27 protein-coding genes are annotated in these 25,347 nt (G+C 64.3%); 10 read left to right on the forward strand and 17 right to left on the reverse strand.

Going from position 1 to position 25,347, the window contains the following annotated elements:
* Positions 1-75 precede the first annotated feature (75 nt).
* Positions 76-834 carry a hypothetical protein gene (locus tag Q9Q40_05610; GenBank protein MDQ7006687.1) on the forward strand — a complete coding sequence of 253 codons (759 nt, stop codon included), beginning with the start codon at positions 76-78 and terminating at the stop codon, positions 832-834.
* Positions 835-858: 24 nt separating this feature from the next.
* On the opposite strand, the gene Q9Q40_05615 is transcribed toward Q9Q40_05610, so the two are convergent.
* The 13 genes from Q9Q40_05615 to dnaA form a co-directional block, all read right to left on the reverse strand.
* The gene (locus Q9Q40_05615; protein ID MDQ7006688.1) at positions 859-1,074 is read right to left on the reverse strand and encodes a hypothetical protein; all 216 of its coding nucleotides are present in this window, start codon (positions 1,072-1,074) and stop codon (positions 859-861) included.
* A gap of 146 nt (positions 1,075-1,220) precedes the next feature.
* On the reverse strand, positions 1,221-1,958 hold the full coding sequence (locus Q9Q40_05620) for a hypothetical protein (protein ID MDQ7006689.1): 738 nt from the start codon (positions 1,956-1,958) through the stop codon (positions 1,221-1,223).
* Complete coding sequence (locus Q9Q40_05625; protein ID MDQ7006690.1) at positions 1,955-3,151, reverse strand: helix-turn-helix transcriptional regulator; 1,197 nt, start codon at positions 3,149-3,151, stop codon at positions 1,955-1,957. Before Q9Q40_05625 ends, Q9Q40_05620 begins: the two co-directional genes overlap by 4 nt.
* 161 nt (positions 3,152-3,312) lie before the next feature.
* Positions 3,313-3,807 (reverse strand): biotin/lipoyl-containing protein, encoded by a 495-nt coding sequence (locus tag Q9Q40_05630; protein ID MDQ7006691.1) that lies wholly within the window; start codon positions 3,805-3,807, stop codon positions 3,313-3,315.
* Positions 3,804-5,321 (reverse strand): acetyl-CoA carboxylase biotin carboxylase subunit, encoded by a 1,518-nt coding sequence (gene accC / locus Q9Q40_05635; GenBank protein MDQ7006692.1) that lies wholly within the window; start codon positions 5,319-5,321, stop codon positions 3,804-3,806. The genes Q9Q40_05630 and accC overlap by 4 nt, the downstream gene beginning before the upstream one ends.
* A 136-nt stretch (positions 5,322-5,457) precedes the next feature.
* Entirely contained in the window at positions 5,458-6,999 is a 1,542-nt protein-coding gene (locus Q9Q40_05640; protein MDQ7006693.1) for an acyl-CoA carboxylase subunit beta, read from the reverse strand.
* Complete coding sequence (locus Q9Q40_05645) at positions 7,000-7,230, reverse strand: hypothetical protein (protein ID MDQ7006694.1); 231 nt, start codon at positions 7,228-7,230, stop codon at positions 7,000-7,002.
* Between the two features lie 21 nt (positions 7,231-7,251).
* A complete protein-coding gene (fsa, locus tag Q9Q40_05650; GenBank protein ID MDQ7006695.1) occupies positions 7,252-7,899 on the reverse strand; it encodes a fructose-6-phosphate aldolase in 648 nt (215 codons plus the stop codon).
* 29 nt (positions 7,900-7,928) lie between these two features.
* Positions 7,929-10,400 (reverse strand): DNA gyrase subunit A, encoded by a 2,472-nt coding sequence (gene gyrA / locus Q9Q40_05655; GenBank protein ID MDQ7006696.1) that lies wholly within the window; start codon positions 10,398-10,400, stop codon positions 7,929-7,931.
* Positions 10,401-10,422: 22 nt separating this feature from the next.
* Positions 10,423-12,876 carry a DNA topoisomerase (ATP-hydrolyzing) subunit B gene (gene gyrB / locus Q9Q40_05660; GenBank protein ID MDQ7006697.1) on the reverse strand — a complete coding sequence of 818 codons (2,454 nt, stop codon included), beginning with the start codon at positions 12,874-12,876 and terminating at the stop codon, positions 10,423-10,425.
* Positions 12,869-13,984: a DNA replication and repair protein RecF gene (recF, locus tag Q9Q40_05665; GenBank protein MDQ7006698.1), complete on the reverse strand. Its 1,116-nt coding sequence runs from the start codon at positions 13,982-13,984 to the stop codon at positions 12,869-12,871. Before recF ends, gyrB begins: the two co-directional genes overlap by 8 nt.
* Positions 13,985-14,165: 181 nt before the next feature.
* Positions 14,166-15,287 (reverse strand): DNA polymerase III subunit beta, encoded by a 1,122-nt coding sequence (gene dnaN, locus Q9Q40_05670; protein ID MDQ7006699.1) that lies wholly within the window; start codon positions 15,285-15,287, stop codon positions 14,166-14,168.
* 262 nt (positions 15,288-15,549) lie between these two features.
* Positions 15,550-16,887 carry a chromosomal replication initiator protein DnaA gene (gene dnaA, locus Q9Q40_05675; protein MDQ7006700.1) on the reverse strand — a complete coding sequence of 446 codons (1,338 nt, stop codon included), beginning with the start codon at positions 16,885-16,887 and terminating at the stop codon, positions 15,550-15,552.
* 570 nt (positions 16,888-17,457) lie between these two features.
* Here dnaA and rpmH point away from each other — a divergent pair.
* From rpmH to Q9Q40_05710, 7 genes are all read left to right on the forward strand, one after another.
* Complete coding sequence (rpmH, locus tag Q9Q40_05680) at positions 17,458-17,592, forward strand: 50S ribosomal protein L34 (GenBank protein ID MDQ7006701.1); 135 nt, start codon at positions 17,458-17,460, stop codon at positions 17,590-17,592.
* Positions 17,589-17,972, forward strand: a complete 384-nt coding sequence (gene rnpA, locus Q9Q40_05685) for a ribonuclease P protein component (GenBank protein ID MDQ7006702.1) — start codon at positions 17,589-17,591, stop codon at positions 17,970-17,972. The genes rpmH and rnpA overlap by 4 nt, the downstream gene beginning before the upstream one ends.
* Positions 17,973-17,974: 2 nt before the next feature.
* On the forward strand, positions 17,975-18,241 hold the full coding sequence (yidD, locus tag Q9Q40_05690) for a membrane protein insertion efficiency factor YidD (protein ID MDQ7006703.1): 267 nt from the start codon (positions 17,975-17,977) through the stop codon (positions 18,239-18,241).
* A gap of 2 nt (positions 18,242-18,243) precedes the next feature.
* Positions 18,244-20,010, forward strand: a complete 1,767-nt coding sequence (gene yidC, locus Q9Q40_05695) for a membrane protein insertase YidC (GenBank protein ID MDQ7006704.1) — start codon at positions 18,244-18,246, stop codon at positions 20,008-20,010.
* 28 nt (positions 20,011-20,038) lie between these two features.
* Entirely contained in the window at positions 20,039-20,833 is a 795-nt protein-coding gene (locus Q9Q40_05700) for a R3H domain-containing nucleic acid-binding protein (GenBank protein ID MDQ7006705.1), read from the forward strand.
* Between the two features lies 1 nt (position 20,834).
* Entirely contained in the window at positions 20,835-21,431 is a 597-nt protein-coding gene (locus Q9Q40_05705; protein ID MDQ7006706.1) for an isochorismatase family protein, read from the forward strand.
* Positions 21,432-21,492: 61 nt separating this feature from the next.
* Positions 21,493-22,326 carry a DUF481 domain-containing protein gene (locus tag Q9Q40_05710; GenBank protein ID MDQ7006707.1) on the forward strand — a complete coding sequence of 278 codons (834 nt, stop codon included), beginning with the start codon at positions 21,493-21,495 and terminating at the stop codon, positions 22,324-22,326.
* A 42-nt stretch (positions 22,327-22,368) separates the two neighbouring features.
* Here the strand turns inward: Q9Q40_05710 and Q9Q40_05715 are convergent, their stop codons facing one another.
* Genes Q9Q40_05715 through Q9Q40_05725 form a run of 3 tightly spaced genes read right to left on the reverse strand, consistent with a single transcriptional unit; the run spans position 22,369 to position 23,183 of the window.
* Positions 22,369-22,590 carry a zf-HC2 domain-containing protein gene (locus Q9Q40_05715; protein ID MDQ7006708.1) on the reverse strand — a complete coding sequence of 74 codons (222 nt, stop codon included), beginning with the start codon at positions 22,588-22,590 and terminating at the stop codon, positions 22,369-22,371.
* Positions 22,590-23,033: a sigma-70 family RNA polymerase sigma factor gene (locus tag Q9Q40_05720; GenBank protein MDQ7006709.1), complete on the reverse strand. Its 444-nt coding sequence runs from the start codon at positions 23,031-23,033 to the stop codon at positions 22,590-22,592. Before Q9Q40_05720 ends, Q9Q40_05715 begins: the two co-directional genes overlap by 1 nt.
* A gap of 3 nt (positions 23,034-23,036) precedes the next feature.
* Complete coding sequence (locus tag Q9Q40_05725; protein ID MDQ7006710.1) at positions 23,037-23,183, reverse strand: hypothetical protein; 147 nt, start codon at positions 23,181-23,183, stop codon at positions 23,037-23,039.
* 261 nt (positions 23,184-23,444) lie between these two features.
* Here Q9Q40_05725 and Q9Q40_05730 point away from each other — a divergent pair, with 261 nt between their 5' ends.
* Positions 23,445-24,077: a YceI family protein gene (locus Q9Q40_05730; protein ID MDQ7006711.1), complete on the forward strand. Its 633-nt coding sequence runs from the start codon at positions 23,445-23,447 to the stop codon at positions 24,075-24,077.
* Between the two features lie 123 nt (positions 24,078-24,200).
* Complete coding sequence (locus Q9Q40_05735; protein ID MDQ7006712.1) at positions 24,201-24,653, forward strand: hypothetical protein; 453 nt, start codon at positions 24,201-24,203, stop codon at positions 24,651-24,653.
* 6 nt (positions 24,654-24,659) lie between these two features.
* On the opposite strand, the gene Q9Q40_05740 is transcribed toward Q9Q40_05735, so the two are convergent.
* Positions 24,660-25,220: an Rrf2 family transcriptional regulator gene (locus Q9Q40_05740; protein ID MDQ7006713.1), complete on the reverse strand. Its 561-nt coding sequence runs from the start codon at positions 25,218-25,220 to the stop codon at positions 24,660-24,662.
* Positions 25,221-25,347: the final 127 nt, after the last annotated feature.

Below are 25,347 nucleotides of genomic sequence, written 5' to 3' on the forward strand. Positions count from 1 at the left end.
CGGGAGGTTACAATCGCGCTGGACCGCCTGTCCACGCCAACTTCCGGCACCCGGGCGGGCAGCGAGGTGTAACCCGTGGCCAGCATCGTCATCGGTACGGCGCGCCAGGGCGAGGTGGTCAGTCGCCCCCGGTTCTGGGCCGACGTTCTGATGTGCATCAACTCCTGCACGCTCTACGCGGAAGAACACGAAGTGGTAGTGGCCTGGAAAGGCCCCTGCGCTCCCGAGGGCTTTCTGCCCAACCCGCGCCTGCGTCTCGTCCGGCAGCCGGAAAGCGCCGACAGCTACGGGGAGGCCTTCGCCTTCGCCGCGGCCCAGGCCTCCGAAGACGATCTGATCCTGCTCAACGACGACGCCGTACTGACCCCCGACACCATCGGGATCCTGCTCGAAGACGTCCAGATCCTGCGCAAGATGCCCCAGGATCCCAAGATCGGATTCGTCGCCTGCCGCTCCAACTTCATCGCGGGACCGCAGAACATTCGCGCCTCCAACGGCGGCGCGCTGGCCGCGAACTGCATGCGCTACGACTCGGAAGACAAGATCATTGGTGTCAACCGTATCTCCCCGGTCTGCGCCTACATTCCCCGGGCCGCCCTGGAGGCCATCGGCGGTTTCCCCCCGATCAACTGGTTCAGCGACGACCTGATGTGCTGGGATCTGGCGCAGAAGGGGTACTCGATCTTCATCAGCAGGGCCTATGTCCACCACATCGGCCAGCGGGCTTCGACCCAAGGGGGAAAAACCGAAGAGGACCTGCTGCGCGAGGGACAGCAGTGGGTCCGCCGTCACCGGCCGGACTTCTGGCAGGCGATTTCGCAGGGATCGGGCTGAGGGCTTCGGAAGACCCGCGCCGAATCAGTGGAGCAACGCCTCGACGGGCTCATAGCCGAGCAGGGCCCGAGCCTGTGCCAAGGTGATCGGCGTGGCTTCGTCCGCCACCGCGGGAGGCGGGCTGCCGAGCCTCTCCTGTTCCACGCCGCGGACGGAGAACACGACCCAGTAGGTCTCTCCTACGAGATAGATCCTCCGGCCGTCCCCCTCACCAACCACGAAATACTGTCTGCTGCCCATCGGTGCACTCCCCTTTTTATGTCGTGTTCCCCTCGGGTGCAGGCTTCCAACGAATCCAGAGTAGGCCTCGTGCGATTTCTTGGCGCCGGGTGTACTGGCCTCGCAAGCTTGGTTCCCCGCATCGAAAAGACTCGGTCGCTGTCGCGCTAGCTTCCCAGCACTGTCGAACGGATCGCCTGACGGGCCACGGGAATCTGACTGCTGCCGCTATAGTCTTCGTGTTGCACGGCGCCCCACAGGCCGCTGGAAGCATCCCACTCCGACCACCCCAACCGGGTCGACGAGTCGATCCAGTCAATCCACACGTGACCGGACTCGGCGTGTATCTGCACCGCCAGTTCGCCGTTGAAACTGGTCGTGGCGACCTCGTCGACGGTGAAACCCGTAGGCCAGGGAGAGGGGCCTTCTCCCGCCCGCAGGTAGATCGACCCCGCCCCGTCCACCTCGTGCCAGCCCACCCAGGGGGTTGTGGTCTCCCAGGCGACCCAGGGACGGGAAGCATCCGCGGTGCCGTCGCTGACAGCCACGGCGGAGGACTGCCAGACCCAATCGGAGCCGACTTTCTGGCGGGCCCGGTAGTAGACCCGGCCGTTCGTACCCGACTCGCGCCAAACCACGGCCGACGCCCCATCGCCGTTGATCGCCAACCCCGGACAGGTGTCGTCCGTGGTGTTGGACGTCAGCGTGGTCTCGTGGGTCCAGACGCCACTGACCTGCTCGGCCCAGTGGATCTCGTAATCGTGCCCGTCGTTTTCAGCCCAGACCTTTTCCAGGTTCCCGGTGACGGGGTTACTGACGGTGATGCTGCCGCAGTCGGCCGAGGCGTGATGCCAGGGTATGCAGCACCAGGCCAGCAGAAGGCTTACGAGCAACCAGCGCCTCATGGCGTTCCCCTCGTCTTCTCGATTCCTGCTGCGAGTTGTTCGAGCAACGACCTCTGGTACGGCTTGCGGGGTCGGTCCCGCTCATGCCGTCGCAGGTCGCGGTAGAGTTCTCGGACCAGCGCTGTACGCCCCTGCCGCTGCGCGACTCGCGCCTGGCCCAGCTTGGCCAGGAAGATCCAGTCTCGATCGTCGATTTGCCGGCTCAAGTCGAGAGCCTCTGTGAATTGTCGATCGGCGGCGAAAAGCCGGTCTGCGGCAAGGGAGTACTCGCCGAGGGCGAGCAGGAACCGGGCTCGACGCTCAGGGACTTCCTCCCGCCGCGCTTCCAGCCGTCGAGCCACCCCTGCGGCCCGGCCGAGGTCACCGGTCCAGGCCAGAGCCCGCAGGAACCGGGCTTGCTGCCCCCAGGCCCAGTCGTAGATTTCCGCCGGGTACTCGCCGTCCCCACCGGTCAACTCGTCGTGGAGTTCGTTCAGGCGCTGGTCGATCACGCTGTCGATCTCGACGGCCTGGTCGAACCGACCGGCGATGAACTCCAGCGTGGATCGGGTGGAGAGGTAGAAGAGTTCGTCGAGGGATCCCGGCTCGTGGACCGTTTCGTCGACCATGCCGATGATCGCCATGGCGATTTCCGGCAAAGCGAGTTCAGCGTGGATCTTGGCCAGTGCGCAGAGCAGTTTGTTGCGCTCGAGGCCTTCGAAGGCTCCGGTCTGGAGCGCCTTTTCGAAGAAAGTACGGGCCAGCCACGGCCTGTCGCCTTGATCGAGGAAGATCCCGAGCAGCCACAGGTGCCGCCCCTCCTGCAGGGCATTGCGCTCCGCGCGGGCGCGCTCGAGGGCCGCGTAAGTCATCCCGATCGCCTGCCGGACGTCACCAGCGGTGAAAGCAGCGGTGATGTTCTCTTGGACCTGGGACCAGTCCAGGCCGACCAGGTGGTCGGACCAGCGCAGATCCATGCCTGCGAGGGCCTGAAACTCGGCCAGGTCTATGCCCAGGCTCATGGCGTAGGAGATGACCTTGCGGGCCGTACTGGGGATGCCCCGCGATTCGAGGTTGGCCACGAATTGTTGCTGGATCCGGCGGTCGCCGGAGGCGCGCCGGGCGGCTTCCGCCTGGGTCAGACCCAGCAGGACGCGCCGTTCGCGGAGCAGTTCGCGAACGGCGCGCGCCGGGTGCTGCGATCCTCCGGACATCGATTCCTCCCCGGCCGATCGGGGAACCCGAGACAGGAATATGGAATAGGATACGAAATCTTACCAAATAAAGCAACTTTTGTCGGCAGGACGGGAGACGGGCGTCGTGCCTGCCCACCGGGGGCGGGCCGGAACGATCACATGGCGAAGGGCGTGGAGCGCTACTCGATCAAGGCGATGAGCTCTCCCGACTCCAGATTTTGCCCCGGAGTCACTTTCAGGGTGGTGACCCTGCCCGCCCGGGGAGCCTCCACCTCGTTCTCCATCTTCATCGCTTCGAGAATGATCAGGCCCTGGCCTTCGGCGACCTCCTGACCTTCTTCCACCATCACCTTGACCACCCGCCCCGGCATGACGGCCGTGATCGGGGCCGGGCCGCTGCGATCGAGATGAGCCCCGGCGGCCGCCACGAGGGGATCGACCAGCCGCACGGAACGCTGCCGCCCGCTGTGCCGCACCGTGTACGTCCCCCCCTCTCCGGCCGTGACCGACACGTCATAGGACCGGTGATCGACAATCAGAGAGTAGTGGGATCCCTCGAGCTTGGCGGCGTCGATTTCCCGGCGCTGACCGTCGATGGTCACGGCGTAGCCCCCGTCGAGAGGCTCGATCTCAACGTCCAACTCCCGATCACCGTCGAAGGCCTTGAATCTCATGAGAGTCTCCCCAGGGACCTGGCCCGACCGAGCCGGAGCCAGTTGGAAGTGCCGGCGGTAGTGGAGCCGGCGTCCTGCTCCAGACTGCGCTTGATCTGGCTGCGGTAGGCGTGAATCGCCGCGGCACAGAGAGTGATCTCGTCCGCGCCGCGGTCGCCGGCACTCCGCAACTCTTCTTCGTGCTCCGCGATGAAACCGGTGTGCAGGTTGCCGGCGACGAAATCAGGGTGGTCCATGACCCGCCGCAGGAAGGGGATGTTGGTCGTGATACCTTCGAGGCGGTACTCCTCGAGGGCGCGACGCATCCGCCGAATGGCTTCACCGCGGCTCGCCCCGCGGGCGATCAACTTTCCGATCATGGGATCGTACTGAATCGGAATCGTGTAGCCGGCGCTGATCGCCGAATCGTCTCGAATGCCGGGACCGGACGGAACGCGCACCGCATCGATGCGTCCGGGGCAGGGCATGAAATTGCGATCCGGGTCCTCGGCGGTGATTCGGCACTCGATGGCATGGCCTCGAGGCACCAACTCGTCCTGCCTCCAGCGCAGCTTCTCTCCGGCCGCGACGCGGATCTGGGCCTTGACCAGGTCCCGGCCGTAGACCTCCTCGGTCACCGGGTGCTCCACCTGGAGGCGGGCGTTGACCTCCATGAAGTAGAACGAGCCATCATCGTCTCTCAGGAATTCGACGGTGCCGGCACCCACGTAGTCCGCGGCGCGCGCCGCCGCCAGGGCCATCGAACCGATCTTTTCGCGTGTCTCGGCGTCGATCACCGGGGAGGGCGATTCCTCGATGATCTTCTGATGCCGCCGCTGAATCGAACACTCCCGTTCACCGAAGGAAACGCCGTTGCCGTGGCTGTCGAAGAGAACCTGCACCTCGATGTGCCGCGGTCGGCGAATGTAACGCTCGATGTAGACCGTGGGATTGGCGAAACTCGCCTGCGCCTCGGAACGTGCCCGCTCGAGAGCCCCGGCCATGTCTTCCGGGCCATCGACAACACGCATGCCCTTGCCGCCGCCGCCGGCCGCGGCCTTGATGATGACCGGATAGCCGATTCGCTCGGCCTCCGCCAGGGCCTGCTCGGTGTTCCCGTCGAAGGCGCCTTCCGTGCCCGGTACGACGGGTACACCGGCCTCGATCATCCGCCGCCGCGCCTCGACTTTGTCACCCATCGCGCGCATGGCGGAAGCCGGTGGCCCGATGAAGACCAGGCCGGCCTCCGCGCAGGCGTCGGCAAACTCGGGGTTCTCCGCCAGAAAGCCGTAACCCGGATGGATCGCCTCGGCCCCCGAGGCGCGGGCCACGTCGATGATCTTGTCGATTCGCAGGTAGGACTCGGCGGCGGGGGCCGGCCCGATGGCCCAGGCCTCGTCGGCCTGCCTGACATGGGGAGCCCCGCGGTCGGCACTCGAATAGACAGCGACCGTCCCGATGTCCAGGTCCCAACAGGCCCTGATCACCCGTACGGCAATTTCCCCGCGATTGGCGATGAGAATCTTCCGAAACACTGGGCGGCTCCTAACCGGCGGGCCCTGGAACTCCCGCCGCGAGGACATGGGGTGGGCTGGCAACCCGTTGAAAAAGCCTCTTCCGCACGAGGCGTCGAGCTTCCTCTCGCATCGAAAAGACCTCGCCGACGGGTCGCTAGAGGGGAATGTTGCCGTGCTTCTTCGGCGGAGAGGGATCGACCTTCGTCTCCAAGCGCCTCAGGGCCTGGATCAGGCGCAACCGTGTGTCCGCCGGTTCGATCACCGCGTCCACGTAGCCCCGCTGCGCTGCAATGTAGGGGTTGGCGAAGGCCTTGCGGTACTCGTCCGCCCGCTGCTTTTTGAACGTCTCGGCGTCGTCCGCCTCACGCAGACCCTTACGGTAGAGAATCTCCACCGCTCCTTCCGCGCCCATCACGGCGATTTCGGCCGTGGGCCAGGCGAGGTTGAGATCGGTGCGCAAATGCTTGCTGGCCATCACGCAATAGGCGCCGCCGTAGGCCTTGCGGGTGATCACCGTCAACTTGGGGACGGTGGCCTCGGCAAAGGCATAGAGCAGCTTGGCCCCGTGGACGATGATGCCGCCGTGCTCTTGAGCCACACCGGGCAGGAACCCCGGGACGTCCTCGAAGACAATCAGCGGAATATTGAAGGCGTCGCAGAAGCGCACGAACCGCGCCCCCTTCTTCGAGGCGTCGATATCGAGCACACCGGCGAGGGCCGCCGGCTGGTTGGCCACGATGCCGACGCTGCGACCGTCGAGGCGGGCGAAACCGATGACGATGTTGCGCGCGTAGTTCTCGTGGACTTCGAAAAAGTCGCCTTCGTCCGCGATGGCCGTGATCACCTGCTTGATATCGTACGGCTTGTTGGGATTGTCGGGTACCAGGCCGTTGAGCGATTCCTCCCGGCGGTCCGCCGGATCCTCGCTGGCCACACGCGGCGGATCCTCGTGGTTGTTCTGGGGCAGGAAGGAAAGTAAGCGTCGAATCAGCCCGAGGGCGTGTGGATCATCGTTGGCCGCGAAGTGCGAGACGCCGCTCTGGGAAGAATGGGTCAGCGCCCCACCGAGTTCCTCCTTGGTCACCTCCTCATGGGTCACGGCCCGGATCACGTCGGGACCGGTGATGAACATGTAGGAACTGTCCTTGACCATCACCGTGAAATCGGTAATCGCCGGAGAATAGACGGCACCCCCGGCGCAAGGCCCCATGATCGCGGAAATCTGGGGAATCACGCCCGAAACCAGGGTATTGCGCAGGAAGATGTCGGCATAGCCCGCCAGCGAGGCCGCTCCTTCCTGGATCCTGGCCCCGCCGGAGTCGTTCAAACCGATCATCGGGCAGCCCATCTTGAGGGCCATGTCCATCACCTTGCAGATTTTCTGGGCGTAGGTCTCCGAGAGGCTCCCTCCGAAGACCGTGAAGTCCTGTGAGAAGAGAGCCACGGGACGGCCTTCGATGCGGGCGAAGCCCGTCACGACGCCGTCACCCGGGATGCGCTGCTTCTCCATCCCGAAATCGGTACAGCGATGCACCACCATGGCGTCGGTTTCTTCGAAAGAACCGGGATCGACGAGAATCTCGATTCTCTCTCGAGCCGTCAGCTTACCGGCGTCGTGCTGCTTTTCGATTCTCGCGCTACCACCACCTTGACGTGCGGCTGCCAGTCGCTCACGCAGCTCTTCAATCCTGTCCACTCACCCGTCCTCCGGGGCCGTTGAAGGCGCCATCCACACCTCCGGCCCGCCATCGACGATCAACCCTTCCCGCTCCATCTCCCGCAGCACTCCCGCAACGCGGGCTCGGAGTTGCCGCTTGGCGGCTTCCACGCCGACCTGCCCGGCCACGGCCCTCAGCAGCACGCCCCGGGGTACGGGCGCGCCTCCGGCCAGGCACTCGAGCACGATGGCGCGGATTTGGTCCTTCATCGCGCTGATCCGCCGCCGCGATCAGTTCCCAGGTACCTTCTTCCAATCTTCGAGAAAACGCTCGAGACCCAAATCCGTCAACGGATGTTGGACGAGCTGGGCGATGACCTTGAAAGGAATCGTGGCCACATCGGCACCGATCAGGCCGGCTTGCACCACGTGCATCGGGTGACGCACGCTGGCGACCAGAATCTCGGTGTCGAAACCATAGTTGTCGTAGATCCTGCGGATCTGCTCGATCAGTTCCATCCCGTCGGTGGAGATATCGTCGAGCCGTCCCACGAAAGGGGAGATGTAGGTCGCCCCCGCCTTGGCCGCCATCAGCGCCTGCAGCGGGTGGAAGCAGAGCGTCACGTTGGTTCGGATGCCCTGGCTCGAACACCAGCGCACCGCCTTGAGACCCTCGCGGATGATGGGAATCTTGACCACGATGTTTTCGTGGATCCCGCTCAGTTCCGTCGCCTCGCGCTTCATCCCTTCGAGGTCGGTGGAAGTCACCTCCGCGCTGACCGGGCCGTCGACCACTTCGAGGATTTCCTCCAGAACTTCCCGGAAGGGCCGCCCGGTCTTCGCCACCAGGGAGGGGTTGGTCGTCACACCGTCGAGGACACCCAGGTCGAGCGCCTCACGGATTTCTCCGATATCCGCCGTATCGATAAAGAACTTCATCGCAGCCACCTCACCGGGCCGATCGCGCCCTATTCCTTTTCGTCTTCCACGTCAGCGACCTGGCTGGCGCGGGTGAAGGCGACAACGCTGTCCCCTTCCTTGAGTCGGATGATTCTCACACCCTGGGTCGATCGACCCAGCCTGCTGATCTTGCTGTGCCCATCCTGCTCGACGGGCGTACGGATCACCTGCCCGAGTCGCGTGGCGACGATGATTTCGTCGTCGTTCCGGACCGGAATCGCCGATACGACGGTGCCGGTCTTTTCCGAGACCTTGAGGTTGATCAGTCCCATGCCCCCGCGCCCCTGGGAACGGTACTCGGTCTCCGCAGTGCGTTTGCCATAGCCCTTTTCGGTCACGGTCAACAGGTCCTCTCCGCCCTTGAGGACGGACGCCTGCACGACCTCGTCTCCCTCCCTGAGCGTGATCCCGCGGACGCCCCGGGCCGTCCGGCCCATCGACCGCACTTCCTTCGCGGGGAAGCGAATCGCCATCCCCTTCCGCGTGGCGATGAGGAGATGGTCGTCTTCGCCGACCAGCCTCACCGAAATCAGACTGTCACCCTCGACCAGCGAGAGCGCGATGATGCCTCCCGCCCGGATGTTGGCATAGGCTTCGAGAGGTGTGCGCTTGACCATGCCGCGCCGGGTGACCGTGACGACGAACAGCCCCGGCTGCTTGAAGTCTCTCAGGGCGAGAAGCCCCTGGATCTTCTCGTCGGGGGCCAGGCCGAGCTGGTTGACGATCGGCTTGCCGCGTGACGCCCGACCGGCCTCCGGCAGCCGGTAGACCGGCAACGAATGGACCTTGCCGGCGGAAGTGAACCAGAGGCTGGTGTCGTGAGTCGAGACGATCCTCACCCGGGAGAGGAAATCCTCGTCACGGACTTCCATCAAGCGGATGCCCTTCCCTCCCCGGCCTTGGGTGCGGTACTCGGCCAACGCCGTCCGCTTGACATAACCACGGTGAGAGAGGGTGACGACCATGTCCTCTTCGGTGATCATGTCGAGGGTTCTGATTTCTCCCTCGTCTTCGACGATTTCCGTCCTTCGCTCGTCGCCAAAACGGCGGCGTACTTCTTCCAGCTCCTCGAGGACGATCTCGTCGACCATGCTCGTCGAGGCGAGAATCTGCCGGTAGTGCTCGATTTTGGCCAGCAACTCGGCAAGTTCCTCGAGCAACTTGTCCCGCTCGAGCTGGGTCAGCCGCTGCAAGCGCATGTCGAGAATCGCCTGGGCCTGGATCGCGGTGAACTCGAAGCGGTCGATCAAGCCCTGCTTGGCCTCGGCTGGTGTCTTCGAGGCGCGGATCAGGGCGATAACGGCGTCGAGGTGATCGAGAGCCTTTTTCAGGCCTTCGAGAATATGGGCCCGGGCCTCGGCCTGCTCGAGCAGGTACTGGGTCCGCCGCACCACCACCTCACGACGGTGCGTGAGGTAGAAACTGAGCATGCTCTTGAGATCGAGCACCCGCGGTCGACCGGCGACGATGGCGAGAAAAATCGCCCCGAAGGTGGTTTGCAGGCGGGTATGTTTGTAGAGCAGGTTCTCGACCACCTTCGGAACCGCATCTTTACGCAGTTCGAGCACGACCCGAATGCCATGGCGATCGGACTCGTCGCGGATATCCGCGATCCCCTCGATTCGCTTGTCGCGAACGAGACCCGCAATCTCCTCGATCAACTGGACCTTGTTGACCTGGTAAGGAATCTCCTCGATCACCAGCCGATCCCGGCCCTTCTTGGCTTCCTCGTATTCCACCCGACCGCGCACGATGATCTTGCCGCGTCCCGTGTGGTAGGCCTGGTGAATCCCGGAACGACCGTAAATGACGCCGGAGGTGGGAAAATCGGGACCTTTCACGTACTGCAACAGGTCGGCCACGCTGCAACCAGGGTTCTGGATCAGGTGCCGCGCGGCATCGATCAGTTCTCGCAGGTTGTGCGGTGGGATGCGGGTCGCCATGCCGACGGCGATTCCGTCGGCCCCGTTGGCCAGAAGGTTGGGAAAGCCGCAGGGCAGAACCAGCGGTTCGTCTTCCGTGTTGTCGTAGTTCGGTCCGAAATCGACGGTGCGCTTGTCGATGTCACGCAGCATTTCCCCGGCCAGCGGAGCCATGCGGATTTCGGTATATCGCATGGCCGCCGCCGGGTCGCCGTCGATAGATCCGAAGTTTCCCTGACCGTCGACCAGCGGATAGCGCAGGGAAAAATCCTGCGCCATGCGAACAATCGTGTCGTAGACGGCCTGATCGCCGTGGGGATGGAATTTTCCAATCACCTCTCCGACGGTCTTGGCGCTCTTGCGATAACTTCGTCCGGCAACATTGCCGGACTGGTACATCGCATAGAGCACCCGCCGATGCACGGGTTTGAGACCGTCGCGCACGTCGGGAAGGGCGCGGCCGATGATCACGGACATCGCGTAGTCGAGATACGAGTGGCGCATCTCGTCTTCGATGCTGATCGGTGTTTGTCGGATCGCCTGGTTCTCGTCGGTCATGGCGCTCGCTTTTCCCCTGCTTTCACACGTCGAGGTTCTTCACGTCGAGAGCGTTCTCTTCGATGAAAGCCCGTCGCGGCTCCACCGCATCTCCCATCAGGAGAGTGAAAATGTCACTGGCCTCCACGGCGTCGTTCACCGTCACCTGCAACAACCGACGCCGCGACGGCTCCATCGTCGTTTCCCAGAGCTGCTCCGGGTTCATCTCACCGAGTCCCTTGTAACGCTGGACCGTCACGCCCCGGCGGCCGGCTTCGAGCAGGGAGTCGAGTAGTTCGGCCGCGGTGTCGATGGTTTCCACCGTCCCGTTGTGGTGGACTTCGATCGGACCGTGGTCGAGTTCCGCAATGTGGGGATAGAGCGTTCGGAGCTGGCGGTACTCGCCGGTGAGGACCACATCGTCGCTGAGCACGTACTCGCGGTGCCCAAGGTTCATCGCCACGGCGCGAATGGAGTAGTCACCGTGTTCGGGATTCTCCTCGATCGAGCGGACATCGTGGCCTAGAGACTCGAGGGTTTCGGCCAGGCGTTCGAGCCGCGGGCGGTCGGAAAAGTCGGCTCGGGAAGCGAAACCGCGCTCGAGAAGGGCCGTGACAGCGGGTCCCGGCCAACCACGACGCTCGAGCGCCTCGCGGTAGCGACGGAATTCCACCTTCTGCTCGAGCAGGTGGACCAGCGCATGGCCCGTCCATTCCCGGCCCGATCCGGTAGACCGCACAGTACGCTCCTCGGCGGCCTTGCGGATCAGGTAGGCGTCGAGCTCGACCTCGTTCTGGAGGTAGAGTTCTTCCTTGCCCTTTTTGATCTTGAACAGGGGCGGCTGGGCGATGAAAAGGTGGCCGCGATCGATCAGCTCCCGCATCTGGCGGAAGAAGAAAGTCAACAACAAGGTGCGAATGTGACTTCCATCCACGTCGGCGTCGGTCATCAGGATGATCTTGTGATAGCGCAGCTTGGAGATATCGAGGTCCTGCTGGCCGAAGCCGCAGCCGAGGGCGGTGATGATCGTACGGATTTCCTCATGGGAGAGCATCTTGTCGTAGCGCGCCTTCTCCACGTTGAGGATCTTGCCCCGCAGGGGAAGAATCGCCTGGTAGCGACGATCGCGGCCTTGCTTGGCGGAACCTCCCGCCGAATCTCCCTCGACGAGAAAGAGCTCGGACTCCGCCGGATCGCGGCTCTGGCAATCGGCCAACTTGCCGGGCAGGGAGCCGGAATCGAGAACTCCCTTGCGGCGGGTCAGCTCTTTGGCCTTGCGAGCCGCTTCACGGGCTCGCAGAGCCTGGACCGCCTTGGACAGTACGGCGCGTGCGTCTCGCGGATGCTCGGCGAGGAAAGCCCCCAACTGATCGTTGACCAGGCTTTCCACGGCCCCCCGGACTTCGCTGTTGCCGAGCTTGGTCTTGGTCTGCCCCTCGAACTGCGGGTCGGGAACCTTGACCGAAACGACCGCCGCCAACCCCTCGCGAACGTCCTCGCCGCTGAGAGAGACACCCTTCATTTCCTTCGGCAGTTTGGCGGTGTCGGATTGGAGGTAGGCGTTGAGCGTGCGGGTCAACGCGGCCCGGAAACCGGAGAGATGAGTGCCCCCTTCAGCGGTGTTGATCGAGTTGGCGAAGGCGAAGAGCATTTCCTGGTAGGAGTCGTTGTACTGCAGGGCGATCTCGACGGAAACGCCGTCGCGCCGCCCGGTGATGAAGATCGGTGGCTCGTGAAGCGGGGAACGCTTGGCGTTGAGATGGGAGACGAACTCGACGATGCCTCCTTCGTAGTGGAACTCCACCTCGCGGATCCGCGCCTCACGCTCATCGCGAAGGATGATGCGTACACCGCTGTTGAGAAAAGCCAGTTCGCGCAGGCGCTGGGCCAGGGTATCGAAGACGAAGTCGAGAGTTTCGAAGATTTCCGGATCGGGCCGGAAGGTGACCTTGGTGCCACGCCGTTCCGTGCGCCCGGTTTCACGGAACGGCGTGACCGGCACACCACGGCAGTAGTCCTGGTTGTAGACCTTGCCGTCGCGCCAGATCTCGAGTTCGAGAGCCTCGGCCAGGGCGTTGACCACGGAGACTCCCACACCATGCAGGCCCCCGCTGACCTTGTAGGCCTCGGAGTCGAACTTGCCGCCGGCATGAAGGTGGGTCATGACCACCTCGGCCGCGGAAATACCGAGATCTTCGTGGAGATCGACGGGAATGCCGCGACCGTTGTCGAGAACCGTCACGGAGTTGTCGGCGTGAACCGTGACCTCGATCCGATCGCAGTGACCGGCCTGCGCCTCGTCGATGGAATTGTCGACGACTTCCCAGACCAGGTGATGCAAACCATGAACGCTGGTCGACCCGATGTACATGCCGGGGCGCTTGCGTACGGCTTCGAGGCCTTTGAGGACCTTGATCGAACTCGCGTTGTAGTCGGGCCCGTCCCCCGCGGCTTCCGCCCCGGGAAACGCTCCCGGCTGATCAGCCCTTTCAGACATCTTTTCTCACACTCACTTTGCCCTCACTGACCACCAGTCGAAGAACATGGGACGGAAGAGGTAATCCCGGCTTGCATGTCGCCGCCAGGACCTGACCCAGGCCGGAGGCCGCCTCGAGCAACCCGCCCAGACGACGAGAGTCGAGATCGCTGTCCAGGTCGTCGAGAACCAGCAGGGGCTCGGAGCCGAGGCGGGACTCCCGAACCCGCGCCGCCTGGGCCAGGGTCGTGGCCGCCAGCGCCGAGCGGATCTGCCCCGCCGAACCGAAGGCCCAGAGGCTGTGGCCATCCACCTCGATCAGGAAGTCGTCGCGGTGCGGGCCGCTGGCCGTGACCCCCGTCCGCCGATCGTCTTCCCGCCTCTTGCTCAATTCCTCCCTCAATTCGCTATTTCCCGTCTCCCGGTAGACCAGCCGCATGCGACCGGCTTCCGGAAAGAGATCAGCCAGGGCTCCGAAGCCAGCCTGCCATGCGGTGATCTCCTCCTCACGGCGCCGTCGGATCGACTCTCCCAAGCCGGCAAGAATCGCCTCCCAGGGCTCGAAAGCTTCATCGGCGGCCCCTTGCCGAAGCAACGCATTGCGCTCTGACAGGGCCCGTCGGTAACGGCTGAGATCCTGCAAGTGCTCGGGCCTGGCCGCCGCCGTCCCCCTGTCGATGTATCTTCTTCTTTCTTTGGGACTTCCAGCAATACTCCGGCTGCTGTCTCCGGTCATCGCGAGTGCTGGAAGAACGCCCAGGTATTCCGCTAGTTCGACCTCGCATTCTCCCACGAGCAGCCGCCGATCGCCACGCCGGCGGCTCCGGCTCAGGGCCAGCGTCAACGGGGGCCTGTCGCCGCCCGCCAGGACCTTGCCGTGGATGGTCAGGCGTTCTGCATTCCAGCAAATGGCCTGCCGCGGATCGCGACAGCGAAACGAGCGGGTCGTGGCGAGCATGTAGGCCGCCTCCAGCAAGGCCGACTTGCCCTGGGCGTTGTCTCCCATGAGCACCACGATCCGGTTGTCGAGCGGCACTTCCTGGGCCGCGAGGTTTCTCACGCCCTCGACTTTCAGGAAGGCGAGAACCCGGCGACTCACCGGTCTAGACCAGCGTCGCGTACGGGGCATCGAAGCAGCCCGCCGCGGTCGCTCGGCGGCCGGCGGCCCGCGCGGAAGGCCTCACGACCGCGTCATGACCGGGAATCTCCCCGGCGGGCGCGGATTCCCCACGGGGAGTCGGACGGCCCGAAGTTCCCGGCGGGAATGGAGACGAGGCACTTCGGTCGAAGGACTCGTGCATGATCCGGGTTCAAGACAGGGCCATCGGCATGACCACGTAGAGATCTTCCCGGTGATCCTCTTCGTCGCGGACAGGCCGGAAGAGGCTCTGCCCCATGGGCTGCCCGAGGGAGATCTCGATCTTCTCCGATCCGCAGACCGCCAGGAAATCGAGCAGGTACTGGGCATTGAAGCCAATCGAAAAGTCATCGCCGCTATAGGCCACCTCGAGCTGTTCCTGGGCCTCACCAAGCTGTTGATGGGACGAGGACACCTCGAGCTGGTTCTCCCGCAGATCGAGCCGCACCAGGTGGCTGTGCTCCTGGGACAGGACCGCCACGCGTTCGATGGCACTCTTGATCGCCGAAGTCGAAACGACCACGACCCGGTCATTGGAGGTGGGAAGAACCTTGTTGTAGTCGGGGAACTTCTGCTCCTGGAGGCTGGTACTCAGCTCCCGTTCGCCCATCCTGGCGAACAGGCTCGCGCCCTCGTGCCAGATGAACACGTCCCCTTCGTGATCCGCCGCCAGTTTATGCAGCTCGGCAACCGCCTTCCGGGGCACCACCAGCCGGTGATCGCCGCTCTCCGTCTGCTGGATGCTGCGCCGGGACAGGGCCATCCGGTTGCCATCGGTGCCGACGATGGTGAGTTGCCCTTCGACCAGCTCCCACAGAGCGCCACCGATGTAGTAGCGGGGATCGTCGGCGGTGATGGCAAAGAGCACGCGCTTGATCATCTCCGCCAGGGGCGCGGCATCGATCTGCGCGGTCGGCTGGCCTTCCTTCTCGCGCAGAGCCGGGAAGAGTTCGGCGTCCTGCGTCGCCAGGCGGTAGTGGATCCGCTCGCAGGTCAGGTGGAGCGATCCACCGTCGAGGCGGAACCCGACGTTTCCCTGGGGCAGACGCCGGATGATGTCGTGGAGCCGCCGGGCGTGGACGGTCGCCAGCCCGGGCGCCTCGACGGTGGCGGGAACCGAGGAGCGGAAACCGATCTCGAGGTCGGTGGCGGTGATCAACAACCGACCGTCGTCCCCCGCCCTGAGCAGAATGTTGGAGAGGATGGGGAGGGTCGCCTTTCTCTCGATGATGCCCTGCAGCAAGGAGAGTTCCCTGAGGAAGGTTGCCTGATCGACGGTGATTCGCATGGTCATGACCTCGGTGGTTGGAACTGGAAGAACAAGGCTATCAGGAAAGAATGATTTCTTTCCAGTCGTAGCCGTAGGGGCGTGGAAAGCGTGGAAAACGATGCAACTTCAAGTCGTCCTGGGGGTTGCGGAGAGGGTTGTCTGTTGACCCTTTTCAGCACAGGGGTGGATAGGGTGCGACCGGGGTCGGTCAGGGGGCGGGACAGGGGTTTTGCACAAGGGTTGGGATCCTCGGTTGTGGAAAAAAGCCCGGTAAGCGCTCTTCCGTCTAGCCCAGGCGGGCCTCCAGTTCGGCCAGGGTCCTGTGGATGGCCGGGTCCTCGCTCCGCAGGCGGTCGATCTTGCGGACCGCGTGGATCACGGTGGTGTGATGCTTGCCGCCGAAGATCTGGCCGATGGCCGGGTAGCTTTCCCGGGCCAGCTTCTTGCCCAGGTACATGGCGATTTGTCTGGGGAAGGCGATGCGGCGGGCGTTGGTCCGCGATTTGAGATCGGCCACCCGGAGGTTGAAGTGGCGGGCCACCGCGCGGAGGATCTCTTCGAGGGTGACGGGTTCTTCCTCGGGGGGGGCCATCGAGCGCACGACTTCCCGGGCGAAGGCCAGGTCCGCCGTGCGGCGTTGAATCGAGGCCGAGGCGATGAGGGTGGTCAGGCAACCTTCCAGTTCGCGGATGTTGCTCTGAACCTGTCCGGCGATGTAGAGCGCCACCTCGGGCTGGAGGCTCCAGCCCTTGGAGGCTGCGATCTTGTTCAGGATGGCGACCTTGGTCTCCAGGTCCGGAGGCTGGATGTCCGCGATCAGGCCCCACTCGAAACGGCTGCGCAGGCGCTCGGCGAGGCTGGGAATCGAGCGCGGCGGGGCGTCCGACGCCAGGACGATCTGCTGACCGGCGTCGTAGAGGGCGTTGAAGGTGTGGAAAAATTCTTCCTGGGTGCTTTCCTTGCCGGCGATGAACTGGATGTCGTCGACCAGGAGGACGTCCACCGACCTGTAACGGGCCCTGAACTCCGGTGTCTTTTCGAAGCGGATCGCGGTGATCAGCTCGTTGATGAACTGCTCGGATGTGACGTAGGAAAGGCGAATACCGGGCTGTTTGCGCAGCCAGCGGTTGCCGATGGCCTGCATCAGGTGAGTCTTGCCCAGTCCCACGCCCCCGTAGATGAACAGGGGGTTGTAGGCGCCACCGAGCTGGTCGGTGGTGGCCAGGGCCGCGGCGTGGGCGAACTGGTTGCAGGAGCTGACGACGAAGTTTTCGAAGGTGTAGCGAGGATTGAGCCGCGGAGAGGGGTAAGGCGCGGGCTTGGGGGGACGGTCCGCCCGGTCAGGGGAAGAGGGCTCGTCCCGCGCGACGAAGACAAGTTCGGCGGATGGAAGCCCGACCTTGGGCAGGGTGGCCCGGATCGTCTCCAGGTATTGACTCTGGAGCCATTCGGCGAACATGGTGTTCGGCACCTGGATCCGGAGCAGGTCACCTTCCGCGTCGAGCAGGCGGGTGGGACGGAACCATGTGTCGAAGATGGTTGCGCTGACCTGGGGCCTGAGGGCCTCGAGAACTCTCTCCCAGGCTCCCCCCTGAGCAAGGTCCTGACGCGGGTTGTTTTCCACAGCCTCTACCCCCTTGTTTCGTCGTAACTTGACCGGTGTCGCAGCGAATGATACACACAGGTTTTCCACAGTTGTGGAATCCTGGATCCTTCTTCTAACCCTTTGTTTTTATGGGGTTTAAGGCGAAAAAAGTGCGTTCTGCGCCGCAGACGCCCCACCGCTTTCCCCTGGCCTGTCGGCCCTGGTCGAGATGTTCGTTCCGGTGGCCCGGGCCCTGTCCGAGCCATTGCCCACCACGGTTGAAAACGGCCCGACCGTAACACCTTCGTCAGGGGATAGACAAGAGGATTTTCCACAGGTTTCCTATCTTCTTGGGGCTCTGGAGCTTGGTCTCACCACTGGGAAGCGGCGGGGGGGCCTCCAGGACTCGACTTGTAGTCAGAAATGACTTTGCGTCGTGGTTTGACACCCGGCAAGGGTGCCCCTAGGCTATCTCGGTTTCGGAAAGGTCCCGCGGACGTCGTGGGCTGGTGCGCTGGCGCGCGCCGGCGGCCCGGCGAGGGTGGGGCCACGACAGCGACCGGCGGCGTTGGAGCGTGCCAGCGCGGCCGAGGTGCGAGGCGGTGCGCAATGAAGAGAACTTTCCAGCCCAACAATCGCAAGAGAAAGAAGACTCACGGTTTTCGCGCGCGGATGAAGAGCGTCGGGGGACGGCGCGTTCTGCGGCGTCGGCGGGCGAAGGGCCGCAAGCGGCTGGCTGTCTGAACGCAGCCGCCTGCCGGACTTTTCCGGCGTCGGTTCGTCTGAAGAAGAGGCGGGAGTATCTGGAGGTCTATGACCGTGGCGTCAGGGTGGCGGGGAGCCATATCGTGCTCTTCGTCCTGCCCACGGAGCGGGGCGGACCGCGTCTGGGTGTCACAGCGACCCGCCGCGTGGGCGCCGCGGTTCGTCGCAATCGTGCGCGACGGGTGATACGCGAAGTCTTTCGCCATCACCGCCACCGGCTACCCGCGTGGGACCTGGTGGTCAACGTGCGGCGATCGGCGCCTTTTCGCTCCTACCGGAGGCTCGAACAGGATTTCTTGAACCTGGTCGGCCGCGCCGAGAAGAGACTCTCGTACGTTCGGACAGGAGAATCCCCGTGAGGCTGCCGCGCCGCCTGGCCACCGGAGTCATCCGTGCCTACCAGCGCTTCGTCTCGCCCCTGCTGGGATCTCACTGCCGCTTTCTTCCCTCGTGCTCCGAGTACGCCGTGATGGCGATCGATGAGTGGGGAGTGTTGAAGGGGGGCGCGCTGGCCGCATGGCGCATCGCCAGGTGCCATCCCTTGACCGCAGGGGGGCTCGACCTGCCCCCCCGCCGGATGACATCGAAGGCGGCGAATCGGCCGGCTTCCGGAAGGTATTCGGGCTGAAAATGGATCGAGAGACCACGTTTCGTACCCTGGCGGCTGTGGGACTGTCCATTGCCGTGATGATGGCCTGGGCCTACCTGTTCGGGCCCCAGCCCGGAACCCTGCCGCCGCCCACTGGGATGGAAGCAGGAGCCGCGGCGGCGCAGGATCAGGGGCCGGCTGATCCGGCCGCTTCGCGGCAGGAGCCAGTTGCGGCGGCTGATGCCGACAAAAATCCCGACGCGGTGGCTGATGCCGGCCGTTGGGAAAAGATCGAAGGCACCTCCGGCCAGGCCAACGTCGAAGTCTTCACCAGCAGCCGGCAGATCGTCTTTTCCGCCCGCGGAGGGCGGTTGTTGTCCTGGAAGCTGCTGGACTACGAGCAGCTTCCGGGGTCTGCCGACGGTCGCCCCGTGGACCTGGTCTCGCCCCAGGCCCGCGCTCTCGACCACGATCCCCTCTATGTCGAGGTATCCGACAAGGACCTCGAAAAGACGATCAATGAAGCCTGGTACCAGGTCTCGGAGGGGGCGGCGGATGACGATGAGCGCGAGGCTTTCGGCCTGCCGGAGGGCACCCGCCGCGTGGCATTCCGCTGGGCCGACGGGGCGGGACTCGAGGTGGACAAGACTCTCTACATCCCCGACGACGGCGGTTTCCTCGCGTGGTTGAAATGGGACGTACGCCGGCAGGGGCGTTCGCTCGACGATGCCGTGATTTGCTGGGGTCCGGGGATCTCCCGTGCGAACCCGGGCGACGAGAAGAATCGTTACGCCTACCGGGGCCGTGCGATCGCCGCGCTGACATCGGGTATCGAACGCTACTCCCCGGGTAAGGTCGACGCCGACATCAGTTGGCCGGCTGCCCTGGCTCCCCGCTGGCTGGCTCTCGACGCCCAGCACTTCGCGGTCGCGATGGTTCCGCGGCAGCCGGGCGTCGGGATGGTGCGGCGCTATGATCTGACCGGTCTGGGAGAAAGCGCTGAAGAGCAGAACCTGGCTCTGGCCACGGGGGCCCGGGAGGTCGTGATCTTCGGCGGGCCGAAGGAAGATCACCTTCTCAAGACCCTCGACAAGAGGCTCGGTGTCGATCTGACCAGCCTGGTGAACTGGGGCTTTTTCGGCTTTCTGGCCCGGCCGCTCTACTTCGCCCTGGCCTGGCTGGAGAGGGGTGTGGGCAACTGGGGGCTGGCCATCATCATCATCACCATCGTCATTAAGGTGATCTTCTATCCATTGACCCAGAAGTCGATGGTCAACATGCGCCGCACCCAGCAGCAGATGGCCAAGCTGCAACCGAAGGTGAGGAAGATCAAGGAGAAGTACCGCGACAAGAGGGACATGGAAGCGCGGCGCAAGATGAATGAGGAGATGATGGCTCTCTACAGCCGGGAAGGGGTCAATCCGATGGCCTCGCTGACGGGCTGCATGCCGATGCTCCTCCAGTTGCCGGTGCTCTACGCCATGTACACGGTGTTGAGCGCGGCCACCGAGCTGCGTGGAGCGCCCTTCTTTGGCTGGATTCACGACCTTTCAGCGCCGGATCCCTACCTGGTGACTCCCCTGGTCATGGGCGTGACCATGCTCGGCCAGCAACTGCTGACGCTGACGAAGACCGAGGACCCTCAGCAGAAAAGCCAGCAGCGCATGATGTTGATGATGCCCATCATGTTCACCTTCTTCTTCCTCCGACTGCCCAGCGGCCTGGTGCTCTACTGGCTGGTGAACAACGTCCTGGGTATCGGCCAGCAAGTGTTGATCAACCGCCATGCCGAGCGGGCGACGGAGTGAGAACGACGATCGAAAACGCGAGGTTCCGATGAGCGACGAGAGACTCAGGTTCGAAGGCAGGGATGTCTCCGAGGCGGTGGCCGCGGCGCGTCGTCACTTCGGTGTGGCGCGTCAGGATCTCGGCTACGAGGTGATCCGCAAGGCGGGCGTGGGGGAAGTGGCCGAGCCCGGATCTGCGCTGGTCGAGATCGAGGCCTGGAAGCAGCCCGGAGCCCGGCCTCGTCCGGAGCCGTCCGGTGACGAGGGCTACCGGCGTGAGCGTCGAGGCCGGACGGAGCGCCGTCCCCGGCGGGAAGAAAGAGACGGGGAAGAATTCGAACAGCCCCCCCTGCTTCCCGACGCGGATGTCAGCGACGTGCGCCAGATTCTCGAGAAGCTGGTCAACAGCCTGGTCATGGGTCTGGACCTGAGGCTCTACGTGGAAGAGATCGTGGAGAACGGTGTGGGTCTGCGGGTGCGCATGAGTGGCGGTGATGTCTCCCTGCTGCTCGAGGAAAACGCCGAGGGGCTCGAGAGCTTCCAGTATCTCGCCAACCGCATTCTCCACCGGGATGGACGGATTCCCGGGCGCGTTTCCTTCGATGCCGGTGACTACCGGGCCAAGCAGGAAGAGGTTCTGCTCGAACAGGCCCGCGCCGCGGCGGAAGAGGTCGTCCGGACGGGCAAGACCCGCAAGATGCCCCCGATGGGGCCCTACGAGCGCCGGCTGATCCACCTGGCTCTGGCCGAGGTGGAAGGCGTTCGTACTTATTCCACCGGCAGCGGCTACCGGCGTCGGCTGCACATCGCGCCGCGTTCTCCGGAAAGCTCGGAGGACGCCTGAGATGCCGGTCGAGCTGCTCGACGCTTCCCGCAGCCTGCTGCTGGTGATCGATCTCCAGGGCAAGCTGATGGAGATGATCGAAAGGCCGGACCTGGTCGTCGCCGCGACCCGTCGGTTGATGCAAATCGCGGAGATCTTCGAAGTGCCCGTGCTGCTCACCGAGCAGTACCCCGAAGGTCTGGGGCCGACCCACCCTGCTGTCCGTGAAACCTTCGACGCGCTGCAAACCCCCAAGAGCTTCCTGGCCAAGACGAGTTTCGGCTGTTGCGGCGACGACGGCTTCCAGCGGACTGTCGACGAACTGCTCGGGGGGGGCGACCTTTCCCGGCGCCAGATCGTAGTGGCCGGGATCGAGGCGCATATCTGCGTGATGCAGACCACCATCGAGCTGCTCCGATCCGGCCACCAGGTCCATCTTTGTTGGGAGTGCGTCTCTTCCCGGGGAGCCGAGTATCGCCGCCACGCCCTCGACCGGATGCAGCAGGCCGGCGCCCAGTTGACCAACCACGAGTCGGTGGGCTTCGAGTGGGCGCGCGATGCCGGTCATCCGCGTTTTCGGCGGCTCAATCGCCTGCTGCGCCAGGGGCAGCTCACCTGACCGCCTCACTTGCTGGTAAGATGCGCTGCGGATGATGTTCGCAGAAACGAGGAAGGTGAAGATGAAGCGGATGCTAGCGGTCATGATCGTGTCGTTCGTACTGGCCATGGGATCGGGCCCGGCCTGCGCCGAAGACGCCGAGAAAGACTGGACCAACACGGCCGAGTTCGCCGCGGTGATCACGGGAGGCAATTCCCAGACCACGACGCTCTCGATCAAGGACACTTTCAAGAAGACCTACGCGGGCGGCGAGCTGACCCTCGACATGGTGCTTTTGAAGGCCAAGCAGACCGACCGCACTCCCCGCAACGAGGGCGGTACCCTGTTCGTCGACGAAATTTCGAAAACCAACGCCGAGTATTACGCGTTGCAGGGCAAGTACCGCGGACAGATCCGCGACGGTTTGTTCTGGTACGCGGGGGGCGGCTGGGAGCGGAACCAGCCCGCGGGTCTCGACAACCGGGTGAGTGCCGGTGGCGGGTTGGGCTACCTGATCTTCCGCGACGCGACCATGGAACTCAGCGGCGAGCTGGGTGCCAACTACGTCGATGAGAGTTACGTCTCCGGCACCCTGCCCGATGGTGCGGACTACATCAATGTTCGTGGCTTCATCGGCTATACGCGCAAGCTCAGTCCGACCGCCCACCTCGACGCCAGGCTGGAAATGCTGCAGAACATGGACGATTCCGATGATCTTCGGGTCAATGCCGAGGCCAGCGTCACCGCCAGTTTGACCTCGCAGCTCGCGCTGAAAGTGGGCTACAGCATCAAGTACGACAAGAGCCCGGTCATGATCCTGCTCAGCGATCCCGCCGATCCCACGGCGCCGGCGGTGTTTTACGAATTCGACGATACCGACACCATTTTCGCCGCGTCCCTGGTGATCAACTACTGAGACGCGCCGGTCGACAGTGCGGGGCCGGCCCTTCCCGGCGCTTCAGAGCTTGTCGAGGATACGGCGCTGCAGTTCGTCCAGGTCTTCGCTCCGGCGTCCGGCAAGCCGCCGGGCGGCCCACGAGATGGCGGCGAGCTGACGGGAGTATTGGCGGCAGTGGCGGCAGAGCAACAGGTGGATGCGAACCGCCAGCCGCGTGCGCCACGGGGCACCTTCGATTTCGTCTTGGGCCATCATGGTTGTGACGTGGCGGCAGTCCAGCATCAGGTGGCTCCGAAAATGCCCTGCTTTTCGAGACATTCCCGCAGGCGATTGCGGGCTCGGTAGAGCATCACACCAAGGTTAGTGGCGCTGACCTGGAGGGCGTTACAGGTCTCGCGCGTGGAAAGTCCCTCCACTTCCCGGAGCAGGAAGGCCAATTTCTGCCGCTGCGGGACTTTCTCCAGGCAGCGGGCCGTGTGTTCGACGATTTCCCGGTCGTAGAGCGATCGATCTGCGGCGCGGGGCGGCTGGCGCCAGGCTCCCTTGTCGTCGAAACGTCGTTCCATGACCTCGTCGATGTCGTCGTGGCGCCGGTCCTTGTGGAAGCCGCGGCGAGCCTCCTGCAGCTTGCGGTAGAGAATGCCCAGCAGAAAGGTACGCACCGTCGAGCGACCCTCGAAGCGGGGGGCGGCTTCGAAGAAGGTGAGGAAAGTGGCCTGGGTCAGATCCTAGGCCTGCCGGGAGTCGAGACCGGCGCCGCGAGCCGTTCGGTGCACCTGCCGCAGGTAGCGCCGGACGACTTCTTCAAAGGCTTCTCGGTCTGCGGCCCTCAGGCGCCGCGCGAAATCGGGCGTATCGATGGATTCGTCCTTCATCGTCCTGCTTCCCTGTCGGTCCGCATGATTCCCGACAACGCTCCAATGGGCGTTTGCCAAGGCCCGTGGAGACCCGGGCCCGTACGCGGCGCTCAGCACGGACCCGGCCATTCTATCCCGCTCGGCTCCCCGATCTCCCAGGGACCGTGTAAGGAACACCCGTCTCGCCGCACTCACTGACTGCCGCGGGCCCTATCCAGAACCGCCGGTCGTGAAACATCCAGCGGCACTTTCGCCGAAAAAGAACAGGAGATCGACACGATGCTTTCGAATTCCCCCTTCGCCGGTAAGAGAATCGTCAAGAAAGCACTGTTCCTGGTCACCCTCGTCGCGCTGACCCCGGGCGTGACGACCGCGGCCGAGAAGAGCTACAAGTTCGGCATCAGTGACCAGAGAACCAACATCACCTTCGAGTCCAACACGGACTTCGAGGTCATTCTGGGCTCGACCCACAAGCTCAGCGGGCAGATCGTCGCCGATCTCGAGGCGGGTACCGGTCGTGTGGAGGCCGAGGTTCCGGTAGCTTCCCGGCGTTCCGGCATCGACTTGCGCGACAAGCACCTGCGTTCGAAGAAGTGGCTCGACGCCAAGGGTCATCCTGTGATCTCTTTCGTTTCCAGCTCCGCGCGTCAAGTTTCCGGTACGCAATGGGAGATCATCGGCACCTTCACCCTCCACGGTGTATCGCGTGAAGTTTCAGTCACCGCGGACGTGCGTCCCATTCCGGCGGCCGCGGCCAGGCAGGCGGGCCTCGAGAAGGGCGATTGGCTGAGGGTGCTCGTCCCTCTCGAGATCAAGCTCTCCGACTACGGCGTCAAGATTCCCGGCAAGGCGGCGGCCCGCGTCAACGACACCTGGAAGGTACGCATCCTGGCGTTTGCCGCCGCACGCTGACCGGCATGTGTGCGAGGGCCCCGGTGCCGCCCCCCGTCCGTTCCCCCTGCCGGACCGGCCACCGGGGTCCTCCCACGCCAGGCCGAAGCGATCCTCTTCCAAAGTCATCCCAGGAGCTGAAACATGTTGAAGACATTCAAAGGCCATCTCCGCATGCTGACCTTCGTCGTCGGATTCGGCGGAGCGGCGCTGATCTTCCTCGCTGTCGGTGCACTCGATCGCTTCGCCGGTCGGGAGGTGTTGATGATGGCTGCCTACGACACTCCCACCATCGCAATCAATCGGGCGCTCCATGTCCCAGGTGATCCCGTGGCCGAGATTTACGGCAATCCCCTCAGTCGAACCGTACGGGTTCTCTTCGTCGGCGAGCCGCGCATCGTCCATCCCCGGGAAGATCCGGCGCTGAGCCTGTTGCCGGTGGACAAGAGCGCCGCCGAGAATCCTCTGCAGGTCCAGACCTTGTGGTTCTTCGCCCGCTTCGTGATCGGTGGTCTGCTCTTGCTCGGATTCTCTGGCCTGGTCGTGCCCCGCCGCTGGCGGCGGGAGCTCCGGGCCGCGCCGGGCGCCACGGGCTGAGACGGGCTACTTGCCGTTTCTGGATTTGGAGGTCGGGGGCTTGGGCGTCGGGCAGGAGAAGGCATCGGCGGGAGCTGGCGCCAGGCCGCTGCCGACCCACCTGCACTCGCCGTTGGAGACCTCGTAGATGCGTTCGCCCAGGTGCTTGGTTCCGGGGCGAGGATTGTCGACCATGTCCCCGAGGGTCCGGCTCCTTAGCACTTCCTCGACCTTGGCCTGGGCTTCGCGCCAGACTTCGTCGGCGGGACAGGCACCGCACCAGGGACAATCGCAGGGGCAGGAAGAGCAGGGCGCGACGGCCAGCGGCCCTTCGATGGCGGTCACCACGTCGAGCACGCTGATCTCCCCCGCCGGGCGGGCCAGGCGGAAACCGCCCTTGGCGCCGCGGGTGGAAGAGAGGAGGCCGGCCCGCACCAGGCGCCGAAGAATCTTGGCCATGAAGCTCGACGGGACATGGCAGGCCCTGGCGACGGCGTCCTTGAGGGCGGGCTCTTCGGCCGGGAGGAAGGCCATGTGGATCATCGCTCGCAGAGCGTAATCCGCGGTTGTGGTCAGCTTTAAACCCATTGCTCACACCTCGATTCCACCACCAAGCGCTTACGAACTTACTCCTCCGCGCCCCCCCCGTGCCACCGGTAGCGGGGGGCGAACCACCGGTGGGCGGCGTTCGAGGGCGCGGAGTAGAGTAATGTCG

The sequence above is a fragment of the Acidobacteriota bacterium genome (assembly GCA_030949985.1).
In the GTDB taxonomy this organism is placed as follows: Bacteria; Acidobacteriota; Polarisedimenticolia; order J045; family J045; genus JALTMS01.

What these genes read in the sequence shown, in the direction of transcription:
- Q9Q40_05615 (MDQ7006688.1), bottom strand. Translation starts at nt 1,074, where the DNA reads ATGGGCAGCAGACAGTATTTCGTGGTTGGTGAGGGGGACGGCCGGAGG.
- Q9Q40_05620 (MDQ7006689.1), bottom strand. Translation starts at nt 1,958, where the DNA reads ATGAGGCGCTGGTTGCTCGTAAGCCTTCTGCTGGCCTGGTGCTGCATA.
- Q9Q40_05625 (MDQ7006690.1), bottom strand. Translation starts at nt 3,151, where the DNA reads ATGTCCGGAGGATCGCAGCACCCGGCGCGCGCCGTTCGCGAACTGCTC.
- Q9Q40_05630 (MDQ7006691.1), bottom strand. Translation starts at nt 3,807, where the DNA reads ATGAGATTCAAGGCCTTCGACGGTGATCGGGAGTTGGACGTTGAGATC.
- Q9Q40_05645 (MDQ7006694.1), bottom strand. Translation starts at nt 7,230, where the DNA reads ATGAAGGACCAAATCCGCGCCATCGTGCTCGAGTGCCTGGCCGGAGGC.
- fsa (MDQ7006695.1), bottom strand. Translation starts at nt 7,899, where the DNA reads ATGAAGTTCTTTATCGATACGGCGGATATCGGAGAAATCCGTGAGGCG.
- gyrA (MDQ7006696.1), bottom strand. Translation starts at nt 10,400, where the DNA reads ATGACCGACGAGAACCAGGCGATCCGACAAACACCGATCAGCATCGAA.
- gyrB (MDQ7006697.1), bottom strand. Translation starts at nt 12,876, where the DNA reads ATGTCTGAAAGGGCTGATCAGCCGGGAGCGTTTCCCGGGGCGGAAGCC.
- recF (MDQ7006698.1), bottom strand. Translation starts at nt 13,984, where the DNA reads ATGCCCCGTACGCGACGCTGGTCTAGACCGGTGAGTCGCCGGGTTCTC.
- dnaN (MDQ7006699.1), bottom strand. Translation starts at nt 15,287, where the DNA reads ATGACCATGCGAATCACCGTCGATCAGGCAACCTTCCTCAGGGAACTC.
- rpmH (MDQ7006701.1), top strand. Translation starts at nt 17,458, where the DNA reads ATGAAGAGAACTTTCCAGCCCAACAATCGCAAGAGAAAGAAGACTCAC.
- yidC (MDQ7006704.1), top strand. Translation starts at nt 18,244, where the DNA reads ATGGATCGAGAGACCACGTTTCGTACCCTGGCGGCTGTGGGACTGTCC.
- Q9Q40_05700 (MDQ7006705.1), top strand. Translation starts at nt 20,039, where the DNA reads ATGAGCGACGAGAGACTCAGGTTCGAAGGCAGGGATGTCTCCGAGGCG.
- Q9Q40_05705 (MDQ7006706.1), top strand. Translation starts at nt 20,835, where the DNA reads ATGCCGGTCGAGCTGCTCGACGCTTCCCGCAGCCTGCTGCTGGTGATC.
- Q9Q40_05710 (MDQ7006707.1), top strand. Translation starts at nt 21,493, where the DNA reads ATGAAGCGGATGCTAGCGGTCATGATCGTGTCGTTCGTACTGGCCATG.
- Q9Q40_05715 (MDQ7006708.1), bottom strand. Translation starts at nt 22,590, where the DNA reads ATGCTGGACTGCCGCCACGTCACAACCATGATGGCCCAAGACGAAATC.
- Q9Q40_05725 (MDQ7006710.1), bottom strand. Translation starts at nt 23,183, where the DNA reads ATGAAGGACGAATCCATCGATACGCCCGATTTCGCGCGGCGCCTGAGG.
- Q9Q40_05730 (MDQ7006711.1), top strand. Translation starts at nt 23,445, where the DNA reads ATGCTTTCGAATTCCCCCTTCGCCGGTAAGAGAATCGTCAAGAAAGCA.
- Q9Q40_05735 (MDQ7006712.1), top strand. Translation starts at nt 24,201, where the DNA reads ATGTTGAAGACATTCAAAGGCCATCTCCGCATGCTGACCTTCGTCGTC.
- Q9Q40_05740 (MDQ7006713.1), bottom strand. Translation starts at nt 25,220, where the DNA reads ATGGGTTTAAAGCTGACCACAACCGCGGATTACGCTCTGCGAGCGATG.